The organism is Leisingera sp. ANG59 (genome assembly GCF_013317235.1).
Classification (GTDB): domain Bacteria; phylum Pseudomonadota; class Alphaproteobacteria; order Rhodobacterales; family Rhodobacteraceae; genus Leisingera.
This window is the reverse complement of sequence record NZ_WLCM01000008.1, coordinates 58,676-80,987: the sequence shown is the minus strand read 5'-3', so window position 1 is coordinate 80,987 and position 22,312 is coordinate 58,676. Positions and strand designations below refer to the sequence as shown.

General features: G+C 64.8%; 27 protein-coding genes. 15 read left to right on the top strand and 12 right to left on the bottom strand.

The annotated features are described in order from the left end of the window. Window positions 1-316 precede the first annotated feature (316 nt). From GKC28_RS09705 to GKC28_RS09690, 4 genes are all read left to right on the top strand, one after another. Complete coding sequence (locus GKC28_RS09705) at window positions 317-1,732, top strand: pyridoxal-dependent decarboxylase (protein WP_174146701.1); 1,416 nt, start codon at window positions 317-319, stop codon at window positions 1,730-1,732. A gap of 236 nt (window positions 1,733-1,968) precedes the next feature. Continuing rightward, the gene (locus tag GKC28_RS09700) at window positions 1,969-2,577 is read left to right on the top strand and encodes a carboxymuconolactone decarboxylase family protein (protein WP_174146700.1); all 609 of its coding nucleotides are present in this window, start codon (window positions 1,969-1,971) and stop codon (window positions 2,575-2,577) included. Between the two features lie 131 nt (window positions 2,578-2,708). Next, a complete protein-coding gene (locus tag GKC28_RS09695; RefSeq protein ID WP_174146699.1) occupies window positions 2,709-3,344 on the top strand; it encodes a DUF1007 family protein in 636 nt (211 codons plus the stop codon). A 1-nt stretch (window position 3,345) separates the two neighbouring features. Then, entirely contained in the window at window positions 3,346-4,287 is a 942-nt protein-coding gene (locus tag GKC28_RS09690; RefSeq protein ID WP_174146698.1) for a hypothetical protein, read from the top strand. Between the two features lie 3 nt (window positions 4,288-4,290). On the opposite strand, the gene GKC28_RS09685 is transcribed toward GKC28_RS09690, so the two are convergent. Further along, a complete protein-coding gene (locus tag GKC28_RS09685) occupies window positions 4,291-4,941 on the bottom strand; it encodes a TIGR02453 family protein (RefSeq protein WP_174146697.1) in 651 nt (216 codons plus the stop codon). A 112-nt stretch (window positions 4,942-5,053) separates the two neighbouring features. Here GKC28_RS09685 and GKC28_RS09680 point away from each other — a divergent pair, with 112 nt between their 5' ends. Further along, window positions 5,054-6,430 (top strand): MATE family efflux transporter, encoded by a 1,377-nt coding sequence (locus GKC28_RS09680; RefSeq protein ID WP_254604196.1) that lies wholly within the window; start codon window positions 5,054-5,056, stop codon window positions 6,428-6,430. A 111-nt stretch (window positions 6,431-6,541) separates the two neighbouring features. Next, on the top strand, window positions 6,542-6,988 hold the full coding sequence (locus tag GKC28_RS09675) for a nucleoside deaminase (RefSeq protein ID WP_217434032.1): 447 nt from the start codon (window positions 6,542-6,544) through the stop codon (window positions 6,986-6,988). A gap of 13 nt (window positions 6,989-7,001) precedes the next feature. On the opposite strand, the gene GKC28_RS09670 is transcribed toward GKC28_RS09675, so the two are convergent. Further along, the gene (locus tag GKC28_RS09670; RefSeq protein ID WP_174146696.1) at window positions 7,002-8,141 is read right to left on the bottom strand and encodes a patatin-like phospholipase family protein; all 1,140 of its coding nucleotides are present in this window, start codon (window positions 8,139-8,141) and stop codon (window positions 7,002-7,004) included. 454 nt (window positions 8,142-8,595) lie between these two features. Here GKC28_RS09670 and GKC28_RS09665 point away from each other — a divergent pair, with 454 nt between their 5' ends. Further along, window positions 8,596-8,844, top strand: coding sequence for an EF-hand domain-containing protein (locus tag GKC28_RS09665; protein WP_174146695.1), 249 nt, complete (start codon window positions 8,596-8,598; stop codon window positions 8,842-8,844). Between the two features lie 358 nt (window positions 8,845-9,202). Here the strand turns inward: GKC28_RS09665 and GKC28_RS09660 are convergent, their stop codons facing one another. Continuing rightward, window positions 9,203-9,877, bottom strand: coding sequence for an RT0821/Lpp0805 family surface protein (locus GKC28_RS09660; protein WP_174146694.1), 675 nt, complete (start codon window positions 9,875-9,877; stop codon window positions 9,203-9,205). Window positions 9,878-10,083: 206 nt separating this feature from the next. Between GKC28_RS09660 and GKC28_RS09655 the strand changes: the two genes are divergently transcribed. Beyond that, complete coding sequence (locus GKC28_RS09655; protein WP_174146693.1) at window positions 10,084-10,857, top strand: hypothetical protein; 774 nt, start codon at window positions 10,084-10,086, stop codon at window positions 10,855-10,857. Window positions 10,858-10,869: 12 nt separating this feature from the next. Here the strand turns inward: GKC28_RS09655 and GKC28_RS09650 are convergent, their stop codons facing one another. Further along, entirely contained in the window at window positions 10,870-11,283 is a 414-nt protein-coding gene (locus GKC28_RS09650; RefSeq protein ID WP_174146692.1) for a hypothetical protein, read from the bottom strand. 14 nt (window positions 11,284-11,297) lie between these two features. Continuing rightward, a complete protein-coding gene (locus GKC28_RS09645; RefSeq protein ID WP_174146691.1) occupies window positions 11,298-12,500 on the bottom strand; it encodes a pyridoxal phosphate-dependent aminotransferase in 1,203 nt (400 codons plus the stop codon). 97 nt (window positions 12,501-12,597) lie between these two features. Between GKC28_RS09645 and GKC28_RS09640 the strand changes: the two genes are divergently transcribed. The 3 genes from GKC28_RS09640 (at window position 12,598) to GKC28_RS09630 (ending at window position 13,855) form a co-directional block, all read left to right on the top strand. Next, window positions 12,598-13,014 (top strand): helix-turn-helix domain-containing protein, encoded by a 417-nt coding sequence (locus GKC28_RS09640; RefSeq protein ID WP_174146690.1) that lies wholly within the window; start codon window positions 12,598-12,600, stop codon window positions 13,012-13,014. 9 nt (window positions 13,015-13,023) lie between these two features. Next, the gene (locus GKC28_RS09635; protein ID WP_174146791.1) at window positions 13,024-13,281 is read left to right on the top strand and encodes a succinate dehydrogenase assembly factor 2; all 258 of its coding nucleotides are present in this window, start codon (window positions 13,024-13,026) and stop codon (window positions 13,279-13,281) included. A 76-nt stretch (window positions 13,282-13,357) separates the two neighbouring features. Next, entirely contained in the window at window positions 13,358-13,855 is a 498-nt protein-coding gene (locus GKC28_RS09630; RefSeq protein WP_174146689.1) for a MarR family winged helix-turn-helix transcriptional regulator, read from the top strand. 478 nt (window positions 13,856-14,333) lie between these two features. Here GKC28_RS09630 and GKC28_RS09625 read toward each other — a convergent pair whose 3' ends face one another. Beyond that, window positions 14,334-14,762, bottom strand: coding sequence for a VOC family protein (locus GKC28_RS09625; RefSeq protein ID WP_174146688.1), 429 nt, complete (start codon window positions 14,760-14,762; stop codon window positions 14,334-14,336). Between the two features lie 227 nt (window positions 14,763-14,989). Between GKC28_RS09625 and GKC28_RS09620 the strand changes: the two genes are divergently transcribed. Both GKC28_RS09620 and GKC28_RS09615 read left to right on the top strand, forming a co-directional pair. Beyond that, entirely contained in the window at window positions 14,990-15,823 is an 834-nt protein-coding gene (locus GKC28_RS09620; protein WP_174146687.1) for a thymidylate synthase, read from the top strand. A gap of 18 nt (window positions 15,824-15,841) precedes the next feature. After that, window positions 15,842-16,321, top strand: coding sequence for a dihydrofolate reductase (locus tag GKC28_RS09615; RefSeq protein ID WP_174146686.1), 480 nt, complete (start codon window positions 15,842-15,844; stop codon window positions 16,319-16,321). A 57-nt stretch (window positions 16,322-16,378) separates the two neighbouring features. Here GKC28_RS09615 and GKC28_RS09610 read toward each other — a convergent pair whose 3' ends face one another. Then, window positions 16,379-16,585 carry a cold-shock protein gene (locus GKC28_RS09610; RefSeq protein WP_039186282.1) on the bottom strand — a complete coding sequence of 69 codons (207 nt, stop codon included), beginning with the start codon at window positions 16,583-16,585 and terminating at the stop codon, window positions 16,379-16,381. Window positions 16,586-16,774: 189 nt separating this feature from the next. Between GKC28_RS09610 and GKC28_RS09605 the strand changes: the two genes are divergently transcribed. Beyond that, on the top strand, window positions 16,775-17,092 hold the full coding sequence (locus tag GKC28_RS09605) for an ArsC/Spx/MgsR family protein (protein ID WP_174146685.1): 318 nt from the start codon (window positions 16,775-16,777) through the stop codon (window positions 17,090-17,092). Between the two features lie 42 nt (window positions 17,093-17,134). Further along, window positions 17,135-17,503, top strand: coding sequence for a hypothetical protein (locus GKC28_RS09600; protein WP_174146684.1), 369 nt, complete (start codon window positions 17,135-17,137; stop codon window positions 17,501-17,503). Window positions 17,504-17,576: 73 nt separating this feature from the next. On the opposite strand, the gene GKC28_RS09595 is transcribed toward GKC28_RS09600, so the two are convergent. The 5 genes from GKC28_RS09595 to thrS all read right to left on the bottom strand — a co-directional run bounded on the left by GKC28_RS09595 (window position 17,577) and on the right by thrS (window position 22,294). After that, entirely contained in the window at window positions 17,577-18,140 is a 564-nt protein-coding gene (locus tag GKC28_RS09595; protein WP_174146683.1) for a DoxX family protein, read from the bottom strand. A gap of 4 nt (window positions 18,141-18,144) precedes the next feature. Continuing rightward, entirely contained in the window at window positions 18,145-18,900 is a 756-nt protein-coding gene (locus GKC28_RS09590; RefSeq protein ID WP_174146682.1) for a DUF2063 domain-containing protein, read from the bottom strand. Then, complete coding sequence (locus GKC28_RS09585; protein WP_174146681.1) at window positions 18,897-19,751, bottom strand: DUF692 family multinuclear iron-containing protein; 855 nt, start codon at window positions 19,749-19,751, stop codon at window positions 18,897-18,899. The genes GKC28_RS09590 and GKC28_RS09585 overlap by 4 nt, the downstream gene beginning before the upstream one ends. 69 nt (window positions 19,752-19,820) lie before the next feature. Then, window positions 19,821-20,126: a DUF2282 domain-containing protein gene (locus tag GKC28_RS09580; protein ID WP_174146680.1), complete on the bottom strand. Its 306-nt coding sequence runs from the start codon at window positions 20,124-20,126 to the stop codon at window positions 19,821-19,823. Window positions 20,127-20,347: 221 nt separating this feature from the next. Then, entirely contained in the window at window positions 20,348-22,294 is a 1,947-nt protein-coding gene (thrS, locus tag GKC28_RS09575) for a threonine--tRNA ligase (protein ID WP_174146679.1), read from the bottom strand. Between the last annotated feature and the right edge of the window lie 18 nt (window positions 22,295-22,312).

The following is a 22,312-nucleotide window of genomic DNA, read 5'->3' as shown; positions in this document are numbered from 1 at the left end:
TGGCGCCCATTATGGCAGGTGTTGGGGCCGGGTGGAAGAGGGACGCAAGGGGCTGTGGATAAGGTGGATTGGGCTTTGTATCGTCTTGAATCTTAAACGGTGAGGGCTGCCTCCGCCGATGGGGCTGCCCGGAGTGCCGCTGGGTCAACCATGCTGCAGCGCGTCCACTTTCGTCTAGATTGGTTGCAGCCGTGAGAGAGTTATCAATCCCTCGAATGTAAATTCCGGTTATCCGGGTGCGGCGATCTTATCCGTGCAACTGCAGCATTTGCGGGCTAAACCTGCCGCCAGCGGCAGGCAGGAGGAGGGCGCGAAGGTGGCTGAGAAGGGGATCAGGACGCAGGACTGGGCGGCGTTCCGGGCAGAGGCGCAGCGGATGCTGGATGCGGCACTGGATCAGATGCAGCAGGCGGCGGAGCGGCCGTGGCAGCCGGTGCCGGAGGATATTGATGCACGCTATGCGGTGACGGCTGAGGCGCGCGGGCCGCAGGAGACCGTGGATCGGATCATTGAGGACGTGCTGCCCTATCATGGCGGCAATATTCATCCGCGGTTCTGGGGCTGGGTGCAGGGGTCGGGGCTGGCCTCTGACCTGATCAGCTCGCTGGCAGCGGCGGCGGTCAATGCCAATATGGGCGGGCGCGATCACGGCGCCAACTACATGGAGCGTGCGGTGGTGGATTGGACCCGCCGCAAGATGGGGCTGCCGGAGGGGGCCAGCGGATTGCTGGTGACGGGGACGTCGCAGGCGACGGTGATTGCCTTTCAGGCGGCGCGGCTGCGGGTTCTGAAGGATCTGCGCAAGCGCGGGCAGGGCGATGTTCGGCTGACCGCCTATGCGGGCGAGGGCGTGCATAACGCAACGCTGAAGGCGGTGGAGCTGCTGGGCATCGGTTCGGACAACCTGCGCAAGGTGCCCTTGGCCGATGGCAAGCTGGACTGCGGCGCGCTGGCGGCGATGGTGGCCGGGGACAAGGCTGCCGGAGCGCTGCCCTTCCTGGTGGTGGGCAACGCGGGCACGGTGGATCTGGGGCTGTTTGATGATCTGAACGCTTTGGCGGATGCGGCAGCGGAGCTGGGGCTGTGGCTGCATGTGGACGGGGCCTTTGGCGCCTGGACGCGGATTGCGGCGGAGCCGTACCGGTCGCTGTCCGACGGCATCGGGCGGGCCGACAGCATCGCGCTGGATTTCCACAAGTGGATGTATGTGGGGTATGACTGCGGCATGGCGCTGTTGCGCAATGAGGACGAGCACCGGGCGGCCTTTGCGGCGCGGCCCGCGTATCTGGAAGGCGCCGAGCGCGGGCTGGCGGGGGGCGAGCCGTGGTTCTGCGATTACGGGATTGATTTGTCCCGCGGCAACCGGGCGCTGAAGGTCTGGACGGCGCTGGAGACCTATGGCGAGGCGGCCTTTTCCGAGGCGATCACCGGCAATTGCGAACTGGCGGCGTTCATGGCGGCAGAGGTCGAGGCCCAGCCTTTTATGGCGCTGGGGGCGCCGGTGGTGTCGAATGTCTGCGTGTTCACCGCGCGCAGCGATTTGCCGCCGGAGGCGCAGTCGGTGGTCAATGCCCATGTCGCCCAGACCCTGCAGGAAAGCGGCGAGGCGGTGTTCTCGACCACCCGTGCGGAAGGCCGGGTGATGCTGCGAGCCGCAATCACCAACCACCGCAGCCGCGAGGCGGATGTGCGGGCGGCCATTGCCGCGGTGGCGCGGGAAGCGGCAAGTTGAGCGCTAAGCCACGCGTCTGCCAGGGCGGGCGCAATGCGGGAACCGGGATACTTGGCGCCCGGCGGGATAGAGAAGCAAACTTCGCACCAAGCTGAACTGTTGAACGCGCCTGCCGGGGGGGGCAGGCAGGCACGGGGCAGCGGTGCCGCCTGGCGGGCCGCCTGTGACGTTCGGTTTCGTCTTTCGGTGGTGCCATATCCCGCTACTCTCGGCGTCAGATAATCAGGGAGAGAGACATGGCCTGGATCAGGACCGTTCCATTTGAAGAGGCAGCTGGCAAACTGAAGAAGCTTTATGAGCGGGTGAGCGGGCCGGGTGGCAACGTGGACAACATCATGATGGCGCACTCCCTGCGGCCGCATTCGATGGAAGGCCATATGGCGCTGTACAAGAATGTGCTGCACCACACCGGCAATAAAATTCCGAAATGGTTTCTGGAGGTGCTGGGCGTTTGGGTATCCAGCCTCAATGATTGCGCCTATTGCGTGGAGCACCACTTTGCCGGCCTGCAGCGGCTGTTGGGGGATCAGGCGCGCGGGCAGGCAATCCGGGCGGCGATCGAGGCGCGCGATCCGGAGGGCGCGCCCCTGGAGCCTGCGCAGGTGCTGGCGATGGGCTATGCCCGGATGCTGACCGAGGAGCCCGCCAGCGTGAGCGAAGCCGATATCGGGGCCTTGCGGGAGGCCGGATTCGACGACGGGGAAATTCTGGAGATCAATCAGGTCACAGCCTATTTCGCATATGCCAACCGGACAGTGCTGGGGCTTGGATGCTCCACCAAGGGGGATGTGCTGGGGCTGAGTCCGAACAATTCGGAAAATCCCGATGACTGGGGGCATAAATAGGGGCGCCGCCCCTCGGCCCTTGCGGGCCTCCCCCGGGGCATTGGGAACCAGAAAGAAGCACTTGCGCTGAAGACCGCCTTAGCGGCCTTCGGCAGTTGCGGGGCAGCGGCGCAGGGCTTAGATCTTTGGGCATGAAACGTTTTGTTCCCTTGTTCACGCTTGCGCTGCTGGCCCCGCAAGGCGCCGCGGCGCATCCGCATATCTTTATCGACACCGGCATGAAGCTGGTGGTGTCCGATGGCGGGCAATTGCAGGCGGTGGAGATCACCTGGGCCTATGATGAATTCTATTCGCTGCTGATCTTTGAGGACCGGGGGCTGGACAGTGATTTCGACGGCAGCCTGACGGCGGAGGAACTGGCACAGCTGCAAGGGTTTGATCTGGCCTGGAGCGAGGGGTTTCAGGGCGATACCTATCTGACGCAGGACGGGGAGGCGCTGGCGCTGGGGGCGCCGGAGCATCTGTCCACCGAGGTGCAGGACGGGCGGATCACAACGCGGCACCGGCGCGTTCTGGCACAGCCGCAGGCCGCGGACGGGGTGGTGATCAAGGCCTATGACCCGACCTACTACACCGCCTATACGGTGACCCAGGGGCTGGATGTCACCGGCGGCTGCCAGGGCAGCATTACCCCGCCCAACTTGGATCAGGCCTATACCCTGGTGGAGGAGCTGCTTTACGCAATGCCTGCGGAACAGGCGGAGGAGGCCTACCCGGAAGTGGGCGAAGCCTTTGCCGATACCGTGCGGTTGAGCTGCGGCGCGTAAGGTGAGGATTTTATTAACCATAGCAGCGCTGGGCGTGGCTGTGCTGGCGCTCTGGCTCTGGGGCTTTGGCGGTGCCGGGGCGGTGACAGCCTGGGCGGCGGAGGGCCAGCGCGAGGCGCAGAACGCGATGGCGCGGGGGCTGCGGGCCCTGCGCGCCGGGGAGCCGGGGGCGCTGATGGCGCTGCTGTCCCTGTGTTTCGCCTACGGGTTCTTTCACGCCGCCGGGCCGGGGCATGGCAAGCTGGTCATCGGCGGCTACGGCATGGGCAAGCCGGTGCCGCTCTTGCGGCTGGCCGGGCTGGCGCTGGCCTCCTCATTGGCGCAGGCGGCCACGGCGGTCTTGCTGGTGGCGGGCGGGCTGCTGCTGCTGGACTGGGGCCGCGAGCAGTTGACCAGTGCGGCGGAGGATGTTCTGGCGCCGCTGTCATACGGGCTGATTGCGCTGGTCGGGCTCTGGCTGCTGTGGCGCGGTCTGCGGCGGCTGATGGGCAGCCGCACCGTTCAGGCCGCAAGCCATGCCGGGCATCATCACCATGGGCACGGCCATGATCATCATCATCACGATCATGATGACGGGGGCTGCGTCTCATGCGGACACCGGCACGGGCCGACGGTCGAGGAAGCCGCTAATGTGCATTCGCTGAGCGATGCGCTGGCAATCATTGGCGCGGTGGCGCTCAGGCCCTGCACCGGCGCGGTGTTCCTGCTGCTGCTGACCTGGCGGATGGGGGTGCTGTGGGCCGGGATTGCCGGCGCCTTTGCCATGGGGATCGGCACCGCCACGGTGACGGTGGCTGTGGCCATTGCGGCGGTGACCATGCGCAAGGGCGCGCTGGCGCAGATGCAGGGCACTGGTGCCTTGCGGGCGGCGGCAGTGCTGGAGATCCTTGCCGGCGCCGTGGTGGCGGTGCTGGCCAGCCAGATCATGCTGCGGGCGCTCTAGGCCTCACTCCGACAGAGCACTGTCCAGCATCGCAAACATCGGCTCCTGCGTCAGGTAAGCCGACATCAGCGCGCCCATCGGGGCGGCCTGCTCGTGCGCGTTCATCTCATGCCAGACCGTCAGCGACTTGCGCTGCAGCAGCGCGCCGTGGGGGTGGGCCTTGCCATAGGGGGCGGGAACGCGTTTCAGTTCCGGGTCCCTGGCGGCAAACCCTTTGAGCGCGAGGATGTCCACCAGTGCCGCGGTTTCATCGCCGAAGGCGCCGTCGATGGCCTGCCGCCAGCGCGGCAGCTGCGCCTTGCTGAAGCCCATGATGCCGCCGCCAGCGGTGCAATAGTCCGGTGCGATGCCGAAGAACAGCGCACAGCCTGCGCCGTTCAGGGTCCACATCATGTGCAGATGGGTATTGTAGGGCGTCTTGTCCTTGGAAAACCGCACGTCGCGCTGCGGGCGGAACAGCTTGGCGGTGACCGGCGCGCCGCTGCGGCGGCTGATCGCCTGTGCGACCTCGTCCATCAGCAGGAGCGCGGGGGATTTCAGCTGCGCCTCGTACCGGTCCTTGTGCGCGGTGAACCAGTCCCGGCTGTTGTTCTGCGCAAGCTCCGCCAGAAAGGCGCGGGCGTCGGGGATCAGCTGGGCAAAGGCGTCGGTCATTCAAAAGGGCTCCTGCGAAGGGTTGCCTGTGCAGAATACCACCATGGGCCTGTGCGCAGGCAAGGAAACTCTTCTCTTGCCGGGGCGTGCGGGGGCGCCTAAGGCTGGCGGGATGAGCACGTTAGCGACCAGACACACCGAGATGCCCCTGCGCGGCCACGTGCGGGCGATTGCCGTTCTGGGCCTGCCGCTGATCGGCGGCCATGTGGCGCAGTTTGCCATCGGCCTGACCGATACCGTCATGCTGGGCTGGTACGGGGTGGCGGAGCTGGCGGCGGTGACGCTGGGCTCGTCCTATTTCTTCTCGATTTTCCTTCTGGGCTCCGGCTTTGCCTTTGCGGTGATGCCGATGGTGGCGGCCGCGGCCGGCGCGGGAGAGGAACGGCAGATCCGCCGTTCGACCCGGATGGGTCTGTGGCTGTCGCTGGCCTATGGCGTGGCGGCGATGCCGCTGTTGTGGTGGTCGGAGCCTATCCTGCTGATGCTGGGGCAGGAGGCGCAGGTGGCGCATGACGCGGCAGAGTATCTGCGGATTGCCGGCTGGTCGCTGTTTCCGGCGCTTTTGTACATGGTCGCGAAATCCTATCTGGCGGCGCTGGAGCGGACCCAGATCGTGCTGTGGCTGTCGGTCTTTGCGGCAGTGATCAACGCGCTGGTTAACTATGCGCTGATCTTTGGCAACTGGGGGGCGCCGGAGCTGGGAATCACCGGGGCGGCGATTGCCTCGCTGGTGACCAACGGGGTGTCCTTCGTGCTGGTGCTGGCCTATGCGCTGCGGGTGCTGCCGGAGCATGAGCTGCTCAAAAACTTCCACCGGCCGGACTGGGAGATGCTGGGCAAGGTGTTCCGCATGGGCGCTCCGATCGGGCTGACGACCCTTGCGGAGGCCAGCCTGTTTGCGGCCTCGGCCATGATGATGGGCTGGCTGGGCACGGTGACGCTGGCGGCGCACGGGATTGCCATCTCGCTGGCGGGGCTCACGTTCATGGTGCACCTGGGGCTGTCCAACGCCGCCACCATCCGGGCTGGCAATGCCTTTGGCCGCGGCGACCGGGAGCATCTGGCGCGCGGCGGCAAGGCGGTGACGGTGATGTCGCTGGCGGTGTCGGCGGTGGCGATTGCTCTGTTCCTGACCATTCCTGATGCGCTGATGTCGCTGTTCCTGGACAGTGCAGATCCGCAGAAGGACGCGATCCTGCTGATCGGCGGGGTGCTGCTGGCGGCGGCGGCGCTGTTCCAGCTGATGGACGGGATGCAGGCGGTGGCGCTGGGGTTGCTGCGCGGGGTGCAGGATACCGGGATGCCAATGGTGATTGCCGCGCTCAGCTATTGGGCGGTGGGCATTCCGGCCTCCTACGTCTTTGGCTTCCTGCTGGGCTGGGGCGGCCTGGGCGTCTGGATGGGGCTGGTTGCAGGCCTGACCACGGCGGGGCTGTTCCTGATGCTTCGGTTCTGGCGCCGGTCGATCCTGACGGTAGGGGCTGCCTGAGCCGGGCTGCTCAGCGGGTCTACCTTGTTTCCTGGCGGGCTTGACCGGACTGGAGCTGGCGGGCAGGCTTTCAGGAGAGCATTGTATTCATTCGGAAAGAGGCCGTTGCCCATGATGACCGACGACGACAGGCGCCTGCTGCGCCTTGCCTATGAGGAAGCCAAGGCGGGGTTTGACGAGGGCGGCTGCCCGATCGGGTCGGTGCTGGCGCGGGCGGGCCAGGCGGTGGCGCAGGGGCGCAATCAGCGGGTGCAGAAGGGCGACCCGATCGCCCACGGCGAAATGGATGCGCTGCGCAAGGCCGGGCGGCAGAAGTCCTACCGGGACACGGTGCTCTATACCTCCTTGTCGCCCTGCATGATGTGCAGCGGCACCATCGTGCAGTTCGGCATCCCGCGGGTGGTGATCGGTGACACGCAGAACTTTGGCGGCAACGAGGCATTCCTGCGCAAGCACGGCGTCGAGGTGGTGATTGCCGATGATCCCGACTGCATCGCGCTGATGGAGCGGTTCATCCGCGAGCAGCCGGATCTGTGGTCCGAGGACATCGCCGAGTAAGGCGGCTCCGCCGTCAGTTGCGCAGGAAGGCAAGAACCTCGCCGGCCCGGTCCATGGTATCGGCGTAGCCGAGTTGGATCAGGGCTCCGATGTACCCCGGCTCGAACAGCAGATAGCTTTCCAGCCGTCCATCGCCGTGCCGGCCGCCCATGCTGCGGATCAGCAGGCGGACCGCCTGAGGCATTTCTGACGCATGGGCAACGGCGGTTTCGCGCAGGTCGCGGGAGGGCGACAGCAGCAGCGCCTCGATGATCCTGAGCGGGGTCTGCTGCCGGGCCTCCGGGCTGAGCAGCGACAGGGTGTGGTTGACCCGGCTGAGCCGCTCGTAATCGGATTCGAGGTTGTCGTTGAACAGGATGTCGAGTGCGTGGCCGGCAATTTCGCCGATGGAGGGGCTGTCCTGTTCCGGGCGGCTGCGCATGCCGGCGGTGCCTTGGTCCCGGGTGGCGATAACCACAATTCTGCTGGCGCCGGTATGGATGGCGGGCGACAGCGGCGACGTGAGCCGCAGCGAGCCGTCGCCGAGGAAGCCGCCGCCGATGCGCACCGGCGCAAAGGCGAAAGGCAGAGCCGAGGAGGCCAGCAGGTGGTCCGGGCCGATCTTTGTGCGTTCACCTCGGCGCCGGGCCCGCGTCCAGCCGGCGATGTCCTTATGGCCGTCGAAGAAGGTAACCGCCTTGCCCTCGGAATAGCTGGAGGCGGTGATGCAGAAGGCGTGCAGCGCGCCGCTGCGGATCGCGCGCTGCAGGTGGCGGTGGTTGAACTCCCGTTCCAGCAGGGCGCGCAGGGCGGAATAGTCGAGGAACCCGCCGGTGGCACGCAGCCCGAGATGGCCGAAGAGCAGCGTTCCGGCCCAATGCAGGCTGGTCAGCAGCAGCGGCAGGGCGCGGGTGTCAAAGATCGAGTTGCAGCGCAGGCTGCGCCACAGCTTTTCGGTGTGCTGCACCCCGTTCTGAAAGCTGTTTGAAGCGGCCGCGATGGAGGCGGCGTTGATGGCTCCCGCCGATGCGCCGCAGATGATTTGAAACGGCGAGCGCTGCTGTGCCGACAGTTCTGCAATCGCCTTGAGCGCGCCGACTTGATAGGCACCGCGCGCGCCGCCGCCCTGCAGGACCAGGGCGATCTTCTTGCTTTGCGAGGGCGTGTCGGGCATCGGCAGGCTGCGGGTTTGGGATGGCCTGCGGAGACAGGCGCTGTCTCAGCATAGCAAATCCGGCAGTGGCGCGGGCAGGGAAATACACCTTTACCGGTTCCGGGCCGGCTGGCCAGATTATTGCAGGCCGCGGCGCAACACAGGTCGCGCATCGCTGCAGCGAGGCAAAGCGTGAAACCTGACAGGCGGATTGGTTCCCGGTCACGGTGCACTTGCTTTTGGCTGGGCGGAAAGCCGCAGGATCGGCTGCTGGCCTTGAGCTGAACAAGGCCGGATCGGGATCTGAGGCGGTAACCTGCTTATCAGAAACAGGAAAACGGCACTCTTGCGCCCGGAATATCGCTGGCTGCGGTCTGGGGGTGGCGGCGGGCGGGGCGGCCTCTTAGCTGTTTCTCACGGTTCGCAGGACAAGCCTCGGACCGCAACAAACCAAAGGATGACTGGAGTGTCTCACATGAAAAAGTTTGCCCTGACCGCCGCCGCTGTTGCTGTCCTGGTTGCATCCCCGCTGGCTGCAAAGGACGTCGCAGCAGAGCTGGATGCAGACGGCAACGGTACTTTCTCGCTGGAAGAGCTTCAGCTGGCGTTCCCGGACCTGACCGCGGAAACCTTTGCCACGGTTGATGCCAATGCGGACGGCGAAGCCGATGCAGCTGAGGTCAACGCGGCGATTGAAGCCGGCGTTCTGACCCGGGCGGGCTGATCCGGCTAAAGCCGCCGGTGTACCGTCCCGCTGCTCCCCTTTGGCCTTTTGGGGCGGGCGCAGCATAGTCCTTGCAGCCGCGCCGGTGGCGGCATAGCCCAGGAAAGGCCCCTCGGATTGCGGGGCCTTTCTTCGTATCCGGCGGGTGGCGCGGCCGCTGCAGGGCGGGCAATTCACGGTGCGCGCCTGACAGTTCAGCGAGCCCAGGGCAGAGCAAAGGCAATGCAACTGGAGGCGCTTAGGAAATGTGCAGTTCCTTTGCGGCAACCCGCGGCATTGCGGGGGCGGCTGCGGTGGTGCTGGCCGAGGGGCCTGAGCGGAGGGCAAGAAATCCCGTGACATCCGCGGCCCGGCGCCGTCAGTCCAGGCTGACGATCCGCCATTCGCCGCCCTCGCGGCAGGCCAGGCCGCGGTGCCAGGGGCCGCCGTCGAACCGGGCATCGAAGCTGCGGCAGGTGCTGCCGTCGTGGCTGCTGCGCGCAAGCGGGCGCAGCGCATAGGCGAGACCCGTTTGCGGGTTGGTGAAGTCGAAGACCTGGCTGTCGCCTGCGTATTCCAGGGCCGAGCCGATGCAGCGGCGGTCGTCCGCACCCAGGCGGCGGCCGATCTCGCCGCCCAGCAGGGCGCCCAGCAGCGTTCCCGCGGCAATTGTGATGGTGTCGCCATTGCCGAGCCGGGAACCCGCCGCTGCCCCGGCTGCGCCGCCGAGCAGGCGGCCCAAGGCCTGCGAGTTGCACGACGGCCAGGATGCGGGCTGCGGTGCCCGCCCGCTGCTGCCGTGGGCATAGGCGGCGGGCGGCGCGAACTGCGGGAAACGGGCGATGTGGGAGCAGTCGCCCTTGGTTGAGGTCTTGGCGTCGCCCTTGCCGTACTTCAGGTGGTATTTGAACTGGCAGCGGTGGTCCTTGTACTCGTACTTGTACTGGTTGCCCTTGTCCTGGACCTTGATCGACGGGCCGCCGGCCGCGGCGGCATGCGGCAGGGCCAGGGCGCAGAGAAGGGGAAGGGTGCTGAAGAGGAAACCGGGGCGCATGGGCGTTCTCGTATTCTGCCAGGGGCCGGAATGAGATCCGGCGGAGCTGTTGAACCTCAACCATGCGGCTGAGCCTGCGTCCAGCCGCAGCGTGCAGCGGGGGCTGGAGTCGGCAAAGCCTTGCCGGGGCTTGGGCGGGCAGAACCGCGCAGGTGTGATAGGCTGATGGCAGCCGCAAGCTGTGGCGGCAGAAAGGACTGGCAGTGATGATGCGGGGGCCGAGCGGTCCGGCATGCAGGGTTTGGGCAGCACGTCTGGCCGGGCTGCTGCTGGCGGTTTTCTGCGGGGCGGCGGCGGTTGCTGCGGAGACTTCCGCTGAGCATCCCCGCGCCGGGCTGATGTGGAACCGCACCGGGCTGCCCGCCGTGTTCCCGCTGCAGGTCAAAACGCCGGAGGGCGCGGATTATTACCTGGTGCTGTCGGGCCGCGGCGGCGACGCGCTGGCGGCCTATATCCAGGGCGGCGCGTTCTTCAAGGTGCTGGTGCCGCCAGGGCGCTATCAGCTGCGCTTTGCCAGCGGCAGCGACTGGCAGGGCGAAGACAAGCTGTTCGGGCCGGACACCGTGGTGTTCGAGCTGCCGGAGGCGCTGGACTTTGCGGTTCGCGGCGCAGGGATCAAGGCGGGGCACCTGGTGTCGCTGACGCGGGAGCCGCGGAGCGGCGGCCTGCGGGCAGAGGTCAAGGGCCAGTTCGTCTGCCAGATTGCCGGCCTGGAAGAGGTGCAGCCGCAGCGGGTCGGGCCGCCGCGCTGGTTTACCTTGGGCGGTGATCTGCACGCACGGGGCGTAGTGCATCTGAGTTGGCGGCTGGGACTGATAGGGGTGGCCCCGGGAACGCCGGACGCGCTGCGGCAGCGCAGCGGCTTTGTTCTGGGCAATCCGAATTTGCCAAGGCACAAGCCTGGGCAGACCAGCACTGCGTTGCCGCAGCCACAGAGCCCGGTACGGTCCTTTTCGGTCCGGTCGCTCTATTGCGGCTGAAACGGGGCGGGGTTATTCGGCGCCGCGTTCCTTCATCAGCCGGTCGGCCTTCTTGCGCACCAGCACGCTGCGCAGGTCGTGCATCGCCAGCAAGAGCGCATCGGTGACGTCCTCCAGCTGTGCATCCGTGGCGCGGCTGTTGACCCAGTGAGCGGTGAGGTTCAGGTGGTCGATGGCGCGGTGGATGTCGTCAATATCGCGGGCCGCCAGGGTGGCGGCACGGGCCTCCATCCAGGATTTGATCTCGGCGATGTCCTGAGCGGTCAGCTGGCGCTGGCCGTGCGGCTTGATTTCGCCGTTGCGGATGTTCACTACGGCGATCTGGTCCATCTCGATCCGCCGGTTGCGGTTCTCGGTATCGACACGGAAGACAAAAGCGCCGTTCTCACGGACGCGGAAGTAATAATCCGGCAGATCGGCGCTCATGCTCTTGTCTCCTGTCAGGTCAGCGCGGCGCAGAAGGCCTGGATGCGGCGGCAGGCCTCTTCCAGCGCTGCGTCGGAGGTTGCGTAGCTGACGCGGAAATTGGGCGACAGTCCGAAGGCGGCACCGAAGACCACGGCAACGTCCGCTTCCTCCAGCAGGGCGGTGGCGAAATCCTCATCCGTTTCAATGCGTTTGCCCGCAGGCGTGGTCTTGCCGATCAGCCCGGCAATAGAGGGGTAGACATAGAACGCGCCCTCGGGCGTGGGGCAGGTGATGCCCTCGATCTCCGACAGCATCGAGACAACCAGGTCGCGGCGGCGTTTGAAGGTCTTGTTGTTGGGCGCGAGGAAGGCCTGGGTGCCGTTCAGCGCCTCAACCGCGGCCCATTGGCTGACAGAGCAGGGGTTGGAGGTCGACTGCGACTGCACCTTGCGCATCGCGCCGATCAGGTTTTCCGGGCCCGCGGCATAGCCGATGCGCCAGCCGGTCATCGCATAGGCCTTGGAGACGCCGTTGCAGGTGAGGGTGCGCTCATAAAGCCCAGGTTCCACCTGCGCAGGCGTGCAGAATTCGAACCCGTCGTAGGCGAGGTGCTCGTACATGTCGTCGGTCATCACCCAGACATGCGGGTGGCGCATCAGCACCTCAGTCAGTGCCTTCAGCTCGTCCCGGCTGTAGCCGGCGCCGGTGGGGTTCGACGGGGAGTTGAAGATGAACCATTTGGTTTTCGGAGTGATTGCGGCCTCCAGCTGGTCCGCAGTCAGCTTGAAATTGTTTTTCAGCGCGGTTTCGACCACGACGGGCGTGCCGCCCGCCAGCAGCACCATGTCCGGGTAGCTGACCCAGTAGGGAGCGGGAATCACGACCTCGTCGCCCGGATTCAGCGTCGCCATCAGCGCGTTGTAAAGCGTCTGCTTGCCGCCGGTGCCGACCGAGACCTGAGCCGGCGTGTAGTCCAGCCCGTGGTCGCGCTTCATCTTGGCGCAGACGGCCTGCTTCAGCTCCGGGATGCCGTCGGGGGCGGTGTATTTGGTTTTGCCCGCGGCAATGGCGGCAACCGCGGCATCCTTGATGTTTTGCGGCGTGTCGAAGTCCGGCTCACCGGCGCTGAGGCCGATGACGTTACGTCCCGCCGCCTTCAGCTCTGCCGCTTTTGCGGTCATCGCTATGGTCGGCGACGGTTTGACGCGGGATAAGGTCTCGGACAGGAAAGACATTGGCGGTGCCCCGGTTTGAATGTTGTGCGGAACTGTCATAGGTTGCCGCCAAACAGCGATCAAGCTGCATTGGCACTTTGAGTTAGGAGAACGGACAATGACTGAGCAGAACACAGACTGGTACGGCCCCGATGCAGCAACTTTCGGTGACCGCGTGGCTGCGGCGCGCGAAGCGGCCGGGATGACCCAGGGCCAGCTGGCACGGCGGCTTGGCGTCAAGAAATCGACCCTGAGCGCCTGGGAGCGGGACCTGTCGGAGCCGCGCGCCAACAAGCTGACCATGCTTGCGGGCCTTTTGAACGTGTCGATGTCCTGGCTGCTGACCGGCGAAGGCGAAGGCATGAGCGAACCGGCGCCGCTGGAATTGGAAGCCGGTGATTTCGCCAGCGTTCTGAACGAGCTGCGTTCGCTTCGCAGTGAAATGCGCCAGAACGCCGAGCGCGCGGCGCGGCTGGAAAAGAAACTGCGCACCCTGCTGCAGGTGAATGAGGCTCCGGCAGCGGAAACTGCCTGAGGCCGAATGATGCAGGAAGACCGATCCACCCGCCTGAAGCGGCTGCAGATGCGTTCGATGCGCCGGGGTATCAAGGAAATGGATATCCTGCTGTCGGCCTATGCAGCCGCCAGCCTGGAGCAGATGGACGCGGCGCAGCTGGATCTTTACGACCAGCTGCTGCTTGAGAATGACCAGGATCTGTACCAGTGGGTGACCGGCCAGGCGGAACCGCAAGAGCGGTTTCGCGCCCTGGTTTCGGAGATAGCACAAACCCACCAAAAATAATAAAATTCCGGCTTAACCGATTTTTCGGGAATTGTTGGCATCTTGTCTCAGAAGCAAATTCGAGTCGGAGATGCGAATGAGTATGGAATTGCCAATTGGCCAGACGGACCGCAAGGGATTCATGACTGGCTACCTGGAGGCGCTGGGGCTGCTTGAGCGCCTTCACCGCCTGCTGCTGGACGTCATCAAGGATGAATTTGAGCGCGTCGGGGTGCTGGAGATCAACGCGGTCCAGGCGCTCTTGCTGTTCAACATCGGCGACAATGAGGTCACCGCCGGGGAACTGAAAACCCGCGGCTACTATCAGGGCAGCAATGTCAGCTACAACCTGAAGAAGCTGGTCGAGATGGGCTATATGCACCATCAGCGCTGCGAGATCGACCGCCGCTCTGTACGGGTGCGCCTGACCCAGCGGGGCCGCGAGATCCGCGACATCGTGTCGGCGCTGTTCTCCCGCCATGCCGAAGGGCTGGAGGGCAAGAACGTGATCACGTCGGAAGGGATCGAGGACATTACCGCCTCGCTGAAGCGGATGGAGCGCTACTGGTCCGACCAGATCCGCTATATTTACTAAGGGCCTGCCGGCGAAACTTACCAGCAGGAAACAGGCCGCGCAGCCGGGGGATACCGGCAGGCCGCTGACAGGGCATGAGGGGAAACCGTGCTCTGCTAGGATTGAAGGGTAAGGCGCCGGGCCTCGCGCAGGCCACGGCAGAGGCTGCAGAAGCGGCCGCCCTTTCCGCCCGGCATTAACGGGGTAAAGAACTGGCGTTTTTTGCACGGACAGCCCCGGCAGGGCTGAGCCGGTTTTCTGCGTGAGGGTCCTAAATAAGTTTGGGGCTGTCGCGCGCGGTCGGCTGTGCCCGGTGCGTTCGGGGCCATGCGGCCGCTTGTCTCTGTGCAAGCAGCCTGTTTCCAGGGGCGGGCTGGCGGCCAGTGACACGCGCAAGCCGCCCCCCTGACCTCCACTTACCGGCCGACCGGAGGCCGCCTTTGCAGCCAGTCTGGCAGACAGTCCCGCCGGGCGCGGCCTGTGCCACCGGCGGCCAGTTTTACCAATGACCGGTATTTTCCATGCTCACCCAGGGTTCTGCCGCAGGCAGGGAGGTGCCGTTCTGCAGCAGTTCGATGGAAATATTGTCCGGCGAGCGCACAAAGGCCATATGCCCGTCGCGCGGCGGGCGGTTGATGGTGACACCGTTGTCCTTCAGGTGCTGGCAGGTGGCATAGATGTCATCCACCCCATAGGCGAGATGGCCGAAGTGGCGGCTGTCACTGGGCAGCCCCTCGTCGCCGTCCCAGTTGTAAGTCAGCTCGATAGGGGCGTCTTCCTGGCCCGGAGGCGCCATGAAAACCAGGGTGAAACGGCCCTGCTCGTTGTCCCAGCGGCGGGTCTCCTTGAGGCCGAGGAGTTCAAAGAAGGCCATGGACTTCTCCAGATCCTTCACCCGGACCATGGTGTGCAGATAAGTAAGCGGCATGATGGTTTCCCCTGATTGGTTTTGCCCGCAGTATTGCCTGCACCGCGCAGAAGGAAAAGCGTCAAAGACGGGGCTGCCGTCACGATCCTATGCTCATTTTGCGGCTTTTGATTCCCGGCGGGCCAGATGTAGTATGTTCCCAGGGGCAGGGCGCAAGGGATTCCCGCTTGGCCCCGCCCGGTCCGGAAGGTAAGACCGGGCCAGCGCCAGAGGGCAGGGAGCAGGCCATGCAACAGTATCACGATCAGCTGCAGTTCATTCTGGATAACGGGGTGCCGTCAGACGACCGCACCGGCACCGGCACGCTGTCCTGTTTCGGGATGCAGGCGCGCTATTCCCTGGCGGACGGTTTCCCGCTTGTCACCACCAAGAAGCTGCATCTGCGCTCGATCATCCATGAGCTGCTGTGGTTCCTGTCCGGCGACACCAACATCCGCTACCTGAAGGAAAACGGGGTGTCGATCTGGGACGAATGGGCCGATGAGAACGGCGACCTCGGCCCCGTTTACGGCCACCAATGGCGCCGGTTCCCCAAGCTGGAGCTGGCAGAGGGCACCATCGGGGATGAGCCGCTTTACCGTGCGGGCAGTGTCGACCAGATTTCGGATCTGGTGGAGATGATCCGCAAAAGCCCGGACAGCCGCCGCCTGATCGTCTCAGCCTGGAACCCTGCGGATGTGCCGGACATGGCGCTGCCGCCCTGCCATACGCTGTGGCAGGTGCGGGTTGCGGGCGGCAAGATGCATATGCAGCTGTACCAGCGCTCCGCCGACATGTTCCTGGGGGTGCCGTTCAATATCGCCTCCTATTCGCTTCTGCTGGCCATGCTGGCGCATGTGACCGGCTACGAGGCCGGGGATTTCGTGCACACGATGGGGGATGCGCATATCTATTCGAACCATTTGGAGCAGGTGCAGCTGCAGCTGTCACGCAGCCCCAAGCCGCTGCCGCAGCTGCGGATCAAGCGTCAGGTGAACTCGATTTTCGACTTCACCTTCGAGGATTTCGAGATCCTGAATTATGACCCGGACCCGGTGATCAAGGCGCCGGTTGCGGTCTAAGAAACAAGGACAACAGGCATGATTACCCTGATCGCTGCGCGGGCGCGCAACGGCGCCATCGGCAAGGACAACGAAATTCCGTGGTTTGCGCCCGAGGATCTGAAGGCGTTCCAGCGCGAGACTTTGGGCGGTGCCATCATCATGGGCCGCAATACCTGGGACAGCCTGCCGGTGAAGCCGTTGAAGAACCGGCTTAATCTGGTGGTGTCCTCCAACCCGCAGGCGGCAGAGACCGTGCTGCCCTCAATCGAAGCTGCGATGCAGGAAGCCTATGCCCAAGGCTACCGGCGTGTTTATGGCATCGGCGGCGAGGGGATCTATCGCGGGATGCTGGGGATGGCGGACAGGCTGCTGGTCACCGAGGTGGATCTGACCATTGAGGATGCAGACGCGTTTTTCCCGGAGTTTCAGGCAGACAAATGGACCAAAGCCGGGGAGACAGTGCTGCGCGACAGCGATCCGGCCTGTATCATGGTGGAATATCTGCGGCGGGGCTGAGGCCGCCTCTATTGCCTGCGCCCGGCCAAAGCCCGGGCGCAGCGCAGGCATGAGACCTTACATCGCCTTGATGTCAGCAGCCATCTGCCGGCCATCCCGGCCCTCGGTCAGCTGATAGCCGACTTTCATGTTGTCGGCGAGACCGGTCATGCCCGACCGCTCCACCGCTGAAATGTGCACAAACACATCCTTGCCGCCTTCATCGGGTTCAATGAACCCGTACCCTTTGGTGGTGTTGAACCACTTCACGGTGCCGCTTGGCATTTCCCGTGTCTCCTTCTACTTTGCACGTCGCCCAGGGGCATCCCGGGGCATCCGGCCAGCTCCCTGCCCGCGCGGGGTAAGGCGAAGCCGGACAACCTAGAGTTTTGCACGGGCTGACTGAAAATCAAGAGAAACCGGTGAATTCTACCATAAATTGTGTAAATCCCGGATGGGGAGCATGAAGGCATCATGAAAATCTACGGGCTCAAGAACTGCGATACTTGCCGCAAGGCGTTGAAAGAGCGTCCAGATTCGGTTCTGGTCGATATCCGCGCGGATGGCATGCCGGAGGGTTTGCTGGAGGCAGCCCTTGCGCAGTTCGGCGCCAAGCTGGTTAATACGCGCTCCACCACCTGGCGGGGCTTAAGCGAGGAAGAGCGTTCCGGCGAGCCGCTGGAGCTGCTGCGGGCGCACCCGGCATTGATGAAGCGGCCGCTGATCGAGCGTGACGGGGAATTTTTCCTGGGGTGGGATCAGAACACCAAGGCGGCCCTTGGCGCGGCTTAACGCGGCGCATATGTCTTTACCTCAGTTTTTGGGAGAGAATTGATGCGGAATGCAGCCCTTGTTCTGGGGATCATCGCCGGGATTTTCGGCATGGTGGTGGGCTTTTTCGGCTACGGCTACACCGCGGCGGTGGAGCATTTTGGCGAGGTCGAAGGGCTGGCTGAGCAGGTGGAGAATGTCGAGCAGCTGCGGCTGCTGGCGGTGCTGTCGCCGCTGCTGGCGATTGCCGGCGGGGCGATGGCACGGGCTCGGGCCTTGTGGGGCGGCGTGCTGCTACTGGGGTCAGCGGCAGGCATGTATGCGGGGTTCGGCCTCAACGTCTTTACTATCTTCCCGCTGAGCTTTGCTGCCGTGGGCGGGCTGATGGCGCTGGCGGCCGGCAAGCCGGATGAGCCCAAGGCGCATTTCTGACGCAGGCCGGTCCGAATGGAAAAGGCACCGCTGCCGGAGCAGGGCGCCTTTTTTTGATGGGCGGTTTTCAGGCTCAGGCCGTAACGGGCTCCATCCGGTGGCGCAGCAGGGCATCGACCGACAGGGCGCCTGCGCCTTTGATCACCAGAACCGCCAGCAGGAAAATCCAGAACAGCCGCTGGTCGAGGATCACCGCATCAGGAAAGCGGTCGAACAGCGCGCCGAGGGTTTTGTCGTCGGTGGCGCCGTGGCCGTAGATATCGGTCAGCGACTGCACGACGACAAAGCCGATCATGCCAAGCGCGGCCAGCCGGGTCAGCAGGCCAATCACGATCAGCAGCGGCAGGATGAATTCGGCATAAGTGCCGGCCAGAACCACCAGTTTATGAAACAGGCTGAACTGCGAGATGTCATAGCCGGCCGCCTCAAGCTGTTTCGGGAAGATCTGGCTGTAGGCGCCGATCGAGGGGCTGAACAGGCCAAGGATGCCGTCGCCCAGCTTGGTCAGTCCGGAGTTCCAGAAATAAAGAAGCAGCGTCGAGGCAAAGACAAAACGCGCCGCCAGCGGCAGCAGCCAGTTGCCGGCCCTTTCCACCTGGCGGAATACGGCGTCGTGAATGGAGACAAGTGCGTGCATGGATTTACCCTTTGCTGTCCAATCCTGTTATTGCGCCGCCCTGCAACAGCAAGGCCAGCGTGGCACCCAGGTCGAAGCTTTTGTCTTCGGCGGCGGCCTGTTCCAGTGCTTCGCCGATGGAAGCGCCCCCGATCAGGGCGCGGATCCACTGCGCGCCCGCGGGCGGCAGAACCTGGGGAGTGGGGTCGAATTCGGGGCGGGTGACCAGCACGTCCTGGGCTCGCAGCTCAGGCTTGGGCGCGCCGTCCTCGGTGTTGTAGCGCCAGATCGCGTGAATGGGCCAGGGCGAGCGCAGCACGTCCACCGCAGGCGCCAGCGTCAGGCGGGTGTTCATCAGCTGGTCCGGTGCCAGGGCGCCAAGCTCTTCCGGCGCGACCGGGACGGCATCTGCGGCGTGATAGGCACGGCGCAGGGCCAGTTCCAGCCGTGCTACATCGCCCAGGTAGCCCAGATGCTTGAGCTGCTCCATGGCTTCCAGGAAAGCGGGGAAATCTTCGCCGTAGAACATCATCAGGGGCGTGGATGGCGGGTGCTGGCGCAGGTAGATGCCTGCCAGCCCGTCCATGTTCTGCTTTCCCAGAAGCTTGGCTATCACCGGAAAAGCGCTGTGCATCGCCTCGGTCAGCGAGACGGCCACATTATTGCGGTAGACGTTGAAGCGGCGCCCGGCGGGCTGGGCGTGATGGTCGATCAGACCGTCCGGCACCGGCTGCCCCGCATCCATCATGGCGCGGGTGAATTCTGTCTGGGACACGCTCATGCCGGGACGCGCTCCAGCGCGGTTGCGGCGCGGGCGGCTTCGGCCTCCAGCACCGGCCAATCCGGCACGTCGTTGTCCCATTCTATCAGCACCGGCTTGGGGCCGGATCGGGCGAGGGTAAAGTCCAAGAGCGCCCAGACCGGATCCACCACAGCACACCCGTGGCTGTCGATCAGCAGCGGGCGGCCGTGGCCGTCCTCATCCTCGTCGTGGCCACCCAGGTGGATCTCATCCACCTCGTGCAGCGGGAAGGCTTCGATGTAGCCCTGCGGCGAGAAATTGAGGTTGGTGGCCGAGACAAAGACGTTGTTCACGTCCAGAAGCAGGCCGCAGCCGGTCCGGCGGGAGATTTCCGCGAGGAACTCCGGCTCGGACCAGGTGCTCTCGGCAAAGGCGAGGTAGCTGGAGGGGTTTTCCAGCAGCATACGGCGGCCGATGGTGCTCTGCAGTTCGTCAATATGATCGCAGATCCTCTGCAGGCTGGCGTCCGTGTAAGGCAGCGGCAGCAGGTCGTTGTAGAAATGGCTGTCATGGGTGGACCAAGCCAGATGCTCGGAGAAGCTGGCGGGGGTCAGCCATCCCACCAGGTGTTTGAGCCGGACCAGGTGGTCTGCGTCCAAGGGTCCTTCACCGCCGATAGAGAGGCCGACGCCATGCACCGACATGGCAAAGCGCTCGGACAGGTGGCGCAGTTGCGCAAGCGGCCGTCCGCCGTCGCCCATGTAGTTTTCCGCATGGATTTCCAGCCATTTGACCGCGCCAGGGTCAGCGGTAATCTGGGCGAAATGCTGCGGCTTGTAGCCAACGCCGGGAGCGGCAGGCAGTTTGTCATGAGCAGCGGCGTCGAGCATGGCGGGTCCTGTGTCCGGGTGCAAAAGGGGCGGGAATTCTCACTCCCGCCCCCTGAATTCAAGCCGCTCTTATGCCGGCAGGTCGCGTTCCAGCGGCTCCAGCGAGCCCTTGCGCTCGGTGCCGTCGGCCGTGGCCGGCAGCTCCATGCCTTCGCAAGTGCCTGCATCCACCAGGGTCCAGGCGTTGCCCTGGTAGTCGATGGTCGAGGTGCCTGCGCAGGTGGTGCCGGGGCCGGCGGCGCAGTCGTTCTGGCCTGCCAGCGAAACGCCGTAGCATTTTTCCTTGGTGGCGGCAGCAGCAGGGATGGTTGATGCTGCGGTCAGGGCGGCGGCAACGGCGCTGGCAACGGCCAGGGATTTTGCGGTGGTCGACATCTCGTGAATTCCTTTCGGTTAATCGTGCGGTGTCGTGTTGACAAGAAAACACTAACCCGAGGCCTCCGGGATTTTAAGTCACGAGGCCGTGTCTCACGTCCGCGTCAGTGTATGTGAGAGCGGCAAGCCGCGCAAAGCCCTGAAATAACGGGGTTTAACCAGTTCATGAAACAAAACGGCCCCCGAATGGGGGCCGCTGAAGCTGTTTTCGGGGCGGAATGTTACAGAAGGTCCGGCGGGGTGGCTTCCACCGCCAGCGACTTTGTAACATTTTCGAGGCTCTCCACCCTGGTCTGCTTCTCGCCGAGGCGGCGGACGGAGACGGTGCGCTCCTCCACCTCGCGGTGGCCGACGGCGAGGATGACCGGCACCTTGCCCACCGAATGCTCGCGGACCTTGTAGTTGATCTTCTCGTTGCGGATGTCGGCCTCGGCGCGCACGCCGGCCTTCTTCAGTTCCGCCACGACCTCATGCACGTAGTCGTCGGCCTCCGAGGTGATCGAGGCCACCACCACCTGTCGCGGCGCCAGCCAGAACGGCAGCTTGCCCGCGTGCTCCTCGATCAGGATGCCGATGAAGCGTTCAAACGAGCCCAGAGTCGCACGGTGCAGCATCACCGGGCGGTGCTTGTTGCCGTCGGCGCCGATGTAGGTCGCGTCCAGCCGCTCGGGCAGCACGAAGTCTACCTGGTGGGTGCCGCACTGCCAGTCGCGGCCGATGGCGTCGGTCAGCACGAACTCCAGCTTGGGCCCGTAGAAGGCGCCTTCGCCCGGGTTCAGTTCCGGCTCGATGCCCGCGGCGCGGGTGGCGGACAGAAGCGCGGCCTCGGCCTTGTCCCAGACCTCGTCGGAGCCCGCGCGGGTTTCCGGCCGGTCGGAGAACTTGACCGAGAACTTCTCGAAGCCGAGGTCCTTGTAGATGGTCGACAGGAACTCGATAAAGGTTGCGGTCTCGGACTCGATCTGGTCTTCGGAGCAGAAGATATGCGCGTCGTCCTGAGTGAAGCCTCGCACCCGCATGATGCCGTGCAGCGCGCCCGAGGGCTCGTAGCGGTTGCAGGAGCCGAATTCCGCCATGCGCAGCGGCAGATCGCGGTAGGACTTCAGGCCCTGCTTGAAGATCTCCACGTGGCAGGGGCAGTTCATCGGCTTCAGCGCGTTCACTGCCTTCTCGCGGGCGTGCTCCTCGTCGACCTCGACGATGAACATGTTCTCCTGGTACTTGTCCCAGTGGCCCGAGCGTTCCCACAGCTTGCGGTCGACGACCTGCGGGGTGTTCACCTCGACATAGCCGCCCTTGCGCTGCTGGCGGCGCATGTAGTCCTGCAGCTCAGTGTAGATGGTCCAGCCGTTGGGGTGCCAGAAGATCTGCCCCGGGGCTTCCTCCTGCATGTGGAACAGGTCCATCTCGCGGCCCAGCTTGCGGTGGTCGCGCTTGGCGGCCTCCTCCAGCATGGTGAGATGCGCCTTGAGCTTCTCCTTGCCGGTGAAGGCCACGCCGTAGATGCGCTGCAGCATCTGGCGCGACGAGTCACCGCGCCAGTAGGCGCCCGCGATCGACATTAGCTTGAAGGCGTCACCCGGCAGCTGTCCGGTGTGCTGCAGGTGCGGGCCGCGGCAGAGGTCCTGCCAGTCGCCGTGCCAGTACATCCGCAGCGGCTCGTCGCCGGGGATGCTCTCGATCAGCTCGACCTTATAGGGCTCGTTGTTGTCGGTGTAATGCTGGATCGCGCGGTCGCGTTCCCAGACCTCGGTGCGGACCTCATCACGTTTGTTGATGATTTCCTTCATCTTCTTCTCGATCGCGCCGAGGTCTTCGGGGGTGAAGGGCTCTGCGCGGTCGAAGTCGTAATACCAGCCGTTCTCGATCACCGGGCCGATGGTGACCTTGGTGTCGGGCCAGATCTCCTGCACCGCGCGCGCCATGATATGCGCAAGGTCGTGGCGGATCAGCTCGTTGGCCTGCGCCTCGTCCTTCATGGTGTGGATGGCAATGGTGGCGTCGCCTTCGATCGGCCACTGCAGGTCCCAGTGCTGATCGTTGACGGTGGCGGAGATGGCCTTCTTGGCCAGCGAGGTGGAAATGCTGGAAGCCACCTGCGCCGGCGTGACGCCTGCGTCGTAGGATCGTGCATTGCCATCGGGGAAGGTGAGAGAGATTTGGGCCATGGTCTGGCTGCTCCTCGT

Coding starts and splice junctions, on each gene's coding strand:
- GKC28_RS09680 (WP_254604196.1), top strand. CDS start 5,054: ATGAGCACGTTAGCGACCAGACACACCGAGATGCCCCTGCGCGGCCAC.
- GKC28_RS09635 (WP_174146791.1), top strand. CDS start 13,024: ATGCAGGAAGACCGATCCACCCGCCTGAAGCGGCTGCAGATGCGTTCG.
- GKC28_RS09670 (WP_174146696.1), bottom strand. CDS start 8,141: ATGCCCGACACGCCCTCGCAAAGCAAGAAGATCGCCCTGGTCCTGCAG.
- GKC28_RS09625 (WP_174146688.1), bottom strand. CDS start 14,762: ATGCCGCTTACTTATCTGCACACCATGGTCCGGGTGAAGGATCTGGAG.
- GKC28_RS09665 (WP_174146695.1), top strand. CDS start 8,596: ATGAAAAAGTTTGCCCTGACCGCCGCCGCTGTTGCTGTCCTGGTTGCA.
- GKC28_RS09700 (WP_174146700.1), top strand. CDS start 1,969: ATGGCCTGGATCAGGACCGTTCCATTTGAAGAGGCAGCTGGCAAACTG.
- GKC28_RS09615 (WP_174146686.1), top strand. CDS start 15,842: ATGATTACCCTGATCGCTGCGCGGGCGCGCAACGGCGCCATCGGCAAG.
- GKC28_RS09640 (WP_174146690.1), top strand. CDS start 12,598: ATGACTGAGCAGAACACAGACTGGTACGGCCCCGATGCAGCAACTTTC.
- GKC28_RS09590 (WP_174146682.1), bottom strand. CDS start 18,900: ATGAGCGTGTCCCAGACAGAATTCACCCGCGCCATGATGGATGCGGGG.
- thrS (WP_174146679.1), bottom strand. CDS start 22,294: ATGGCCCAAATCTCTCTCACCTTCCCCGATGGCAATGCACGATCCTAC.
- GKC28_RS09685 (WP_174146697.1), bottom strand. CDS start 4,941: ATGACCGACGCCTTTGCCCAGCTGATCCCCGACGCCCGCGCCTTTCTG.
- GKC28_RS09650 (WP_174146692.1), bottom strand. CDS start 11,283: ATGAGCGCCGATCTGCCGGATTATTACTTCCGCGTCCGTGAGAACGGC.
- GKC28_RS09595 (WP_174146683.1), bottom strand. CDS start 18,140: ATGCACGCACTTGTCTCCATTCACGACGCCGTATTCCGCCAGGTGGAA.
- GKC28_RS09630 (WP_174146689.1), top strand. CDS start 13,358: ATGAGTATGGAATTGCCAATTGGCCAGACGGACCGCAAGGGATTCATG.
- GKC28_RS09620 (WP_174146687.1), top strand. CDS start 14,990: ATGCAACAGTATCACGATCAGCTGCAGTTCATTCTGGATAACGGGGTG.
- GKC28_RS09610 (WP_039186282.1), bottom strand. CDS start 16,585: ATGCCAAGCGGCACCGTGAAGTGGTTCAACACCACCAAAGGGTACGGG.
- GKC28_RS09580 (WP_174146680.1), bottom strand. CDS start 20,126: ATGTCGACCACCGCAAAATCCCTGGCCGTTGCCAGCGCCGTTGCCGCC.
- GKC28_RS09600 (WP_174146684.1), top strand. CDS start 17,135: ATGCGGAATGCAGCCCTTGTTCTGGGGATCATCGCCGGGATTTTCGGC.
- GKC28_RS09660 (WP_174146694.1), bottom strand. CDS start 9,877: ATGCGCCCCGGTTTCCTCTTCAGCACCCTTCCCCTTCTCTGCGCCCTG.
- GKC28_RS09675 (WP_217434032.1), top strand. CDS start 6,542: ATGATGACCGACGACGACAGGCGCCTGCTGCGCCTTGCCTATGAGGAA.
- GKC28_RS09695 (WP_174146699.1), top strand. CDS start 2,709: ATGAAACGTTTTGTTCCCTTGTTCACGCTTGCGCTGCTGGCCCCGCAA.
- GKC28_RS09585 (WP_174146681.1), bottom strand. CDS start 19,751: ATGCTCGACGCCGCTGCTCATGACAAACTGCCTGCCGCTCCCGGCGTT.
- GKC28_RS09645 (WP_174146691.1), bottom strand. CDS start 12,500: ATGTCTTTCCTGTCCGAGACCTTATCCCGCGTCAAACCGTCGCCGACC.
- GKC28_RS09655 (WP_174146693.1), top strand. CDS start 10,084: ATGATGCGGGGGCCGAGCGGTCCGGCATGCAGGGTTTGGGCAGCACGT.
- GKC28_RS09605 (WP_174146685.1), top strand. CDS start 16,775: ATGAAAATCTACGGGCTCAAGAACTGCGATACTTGCCGCAAGGCGTTG.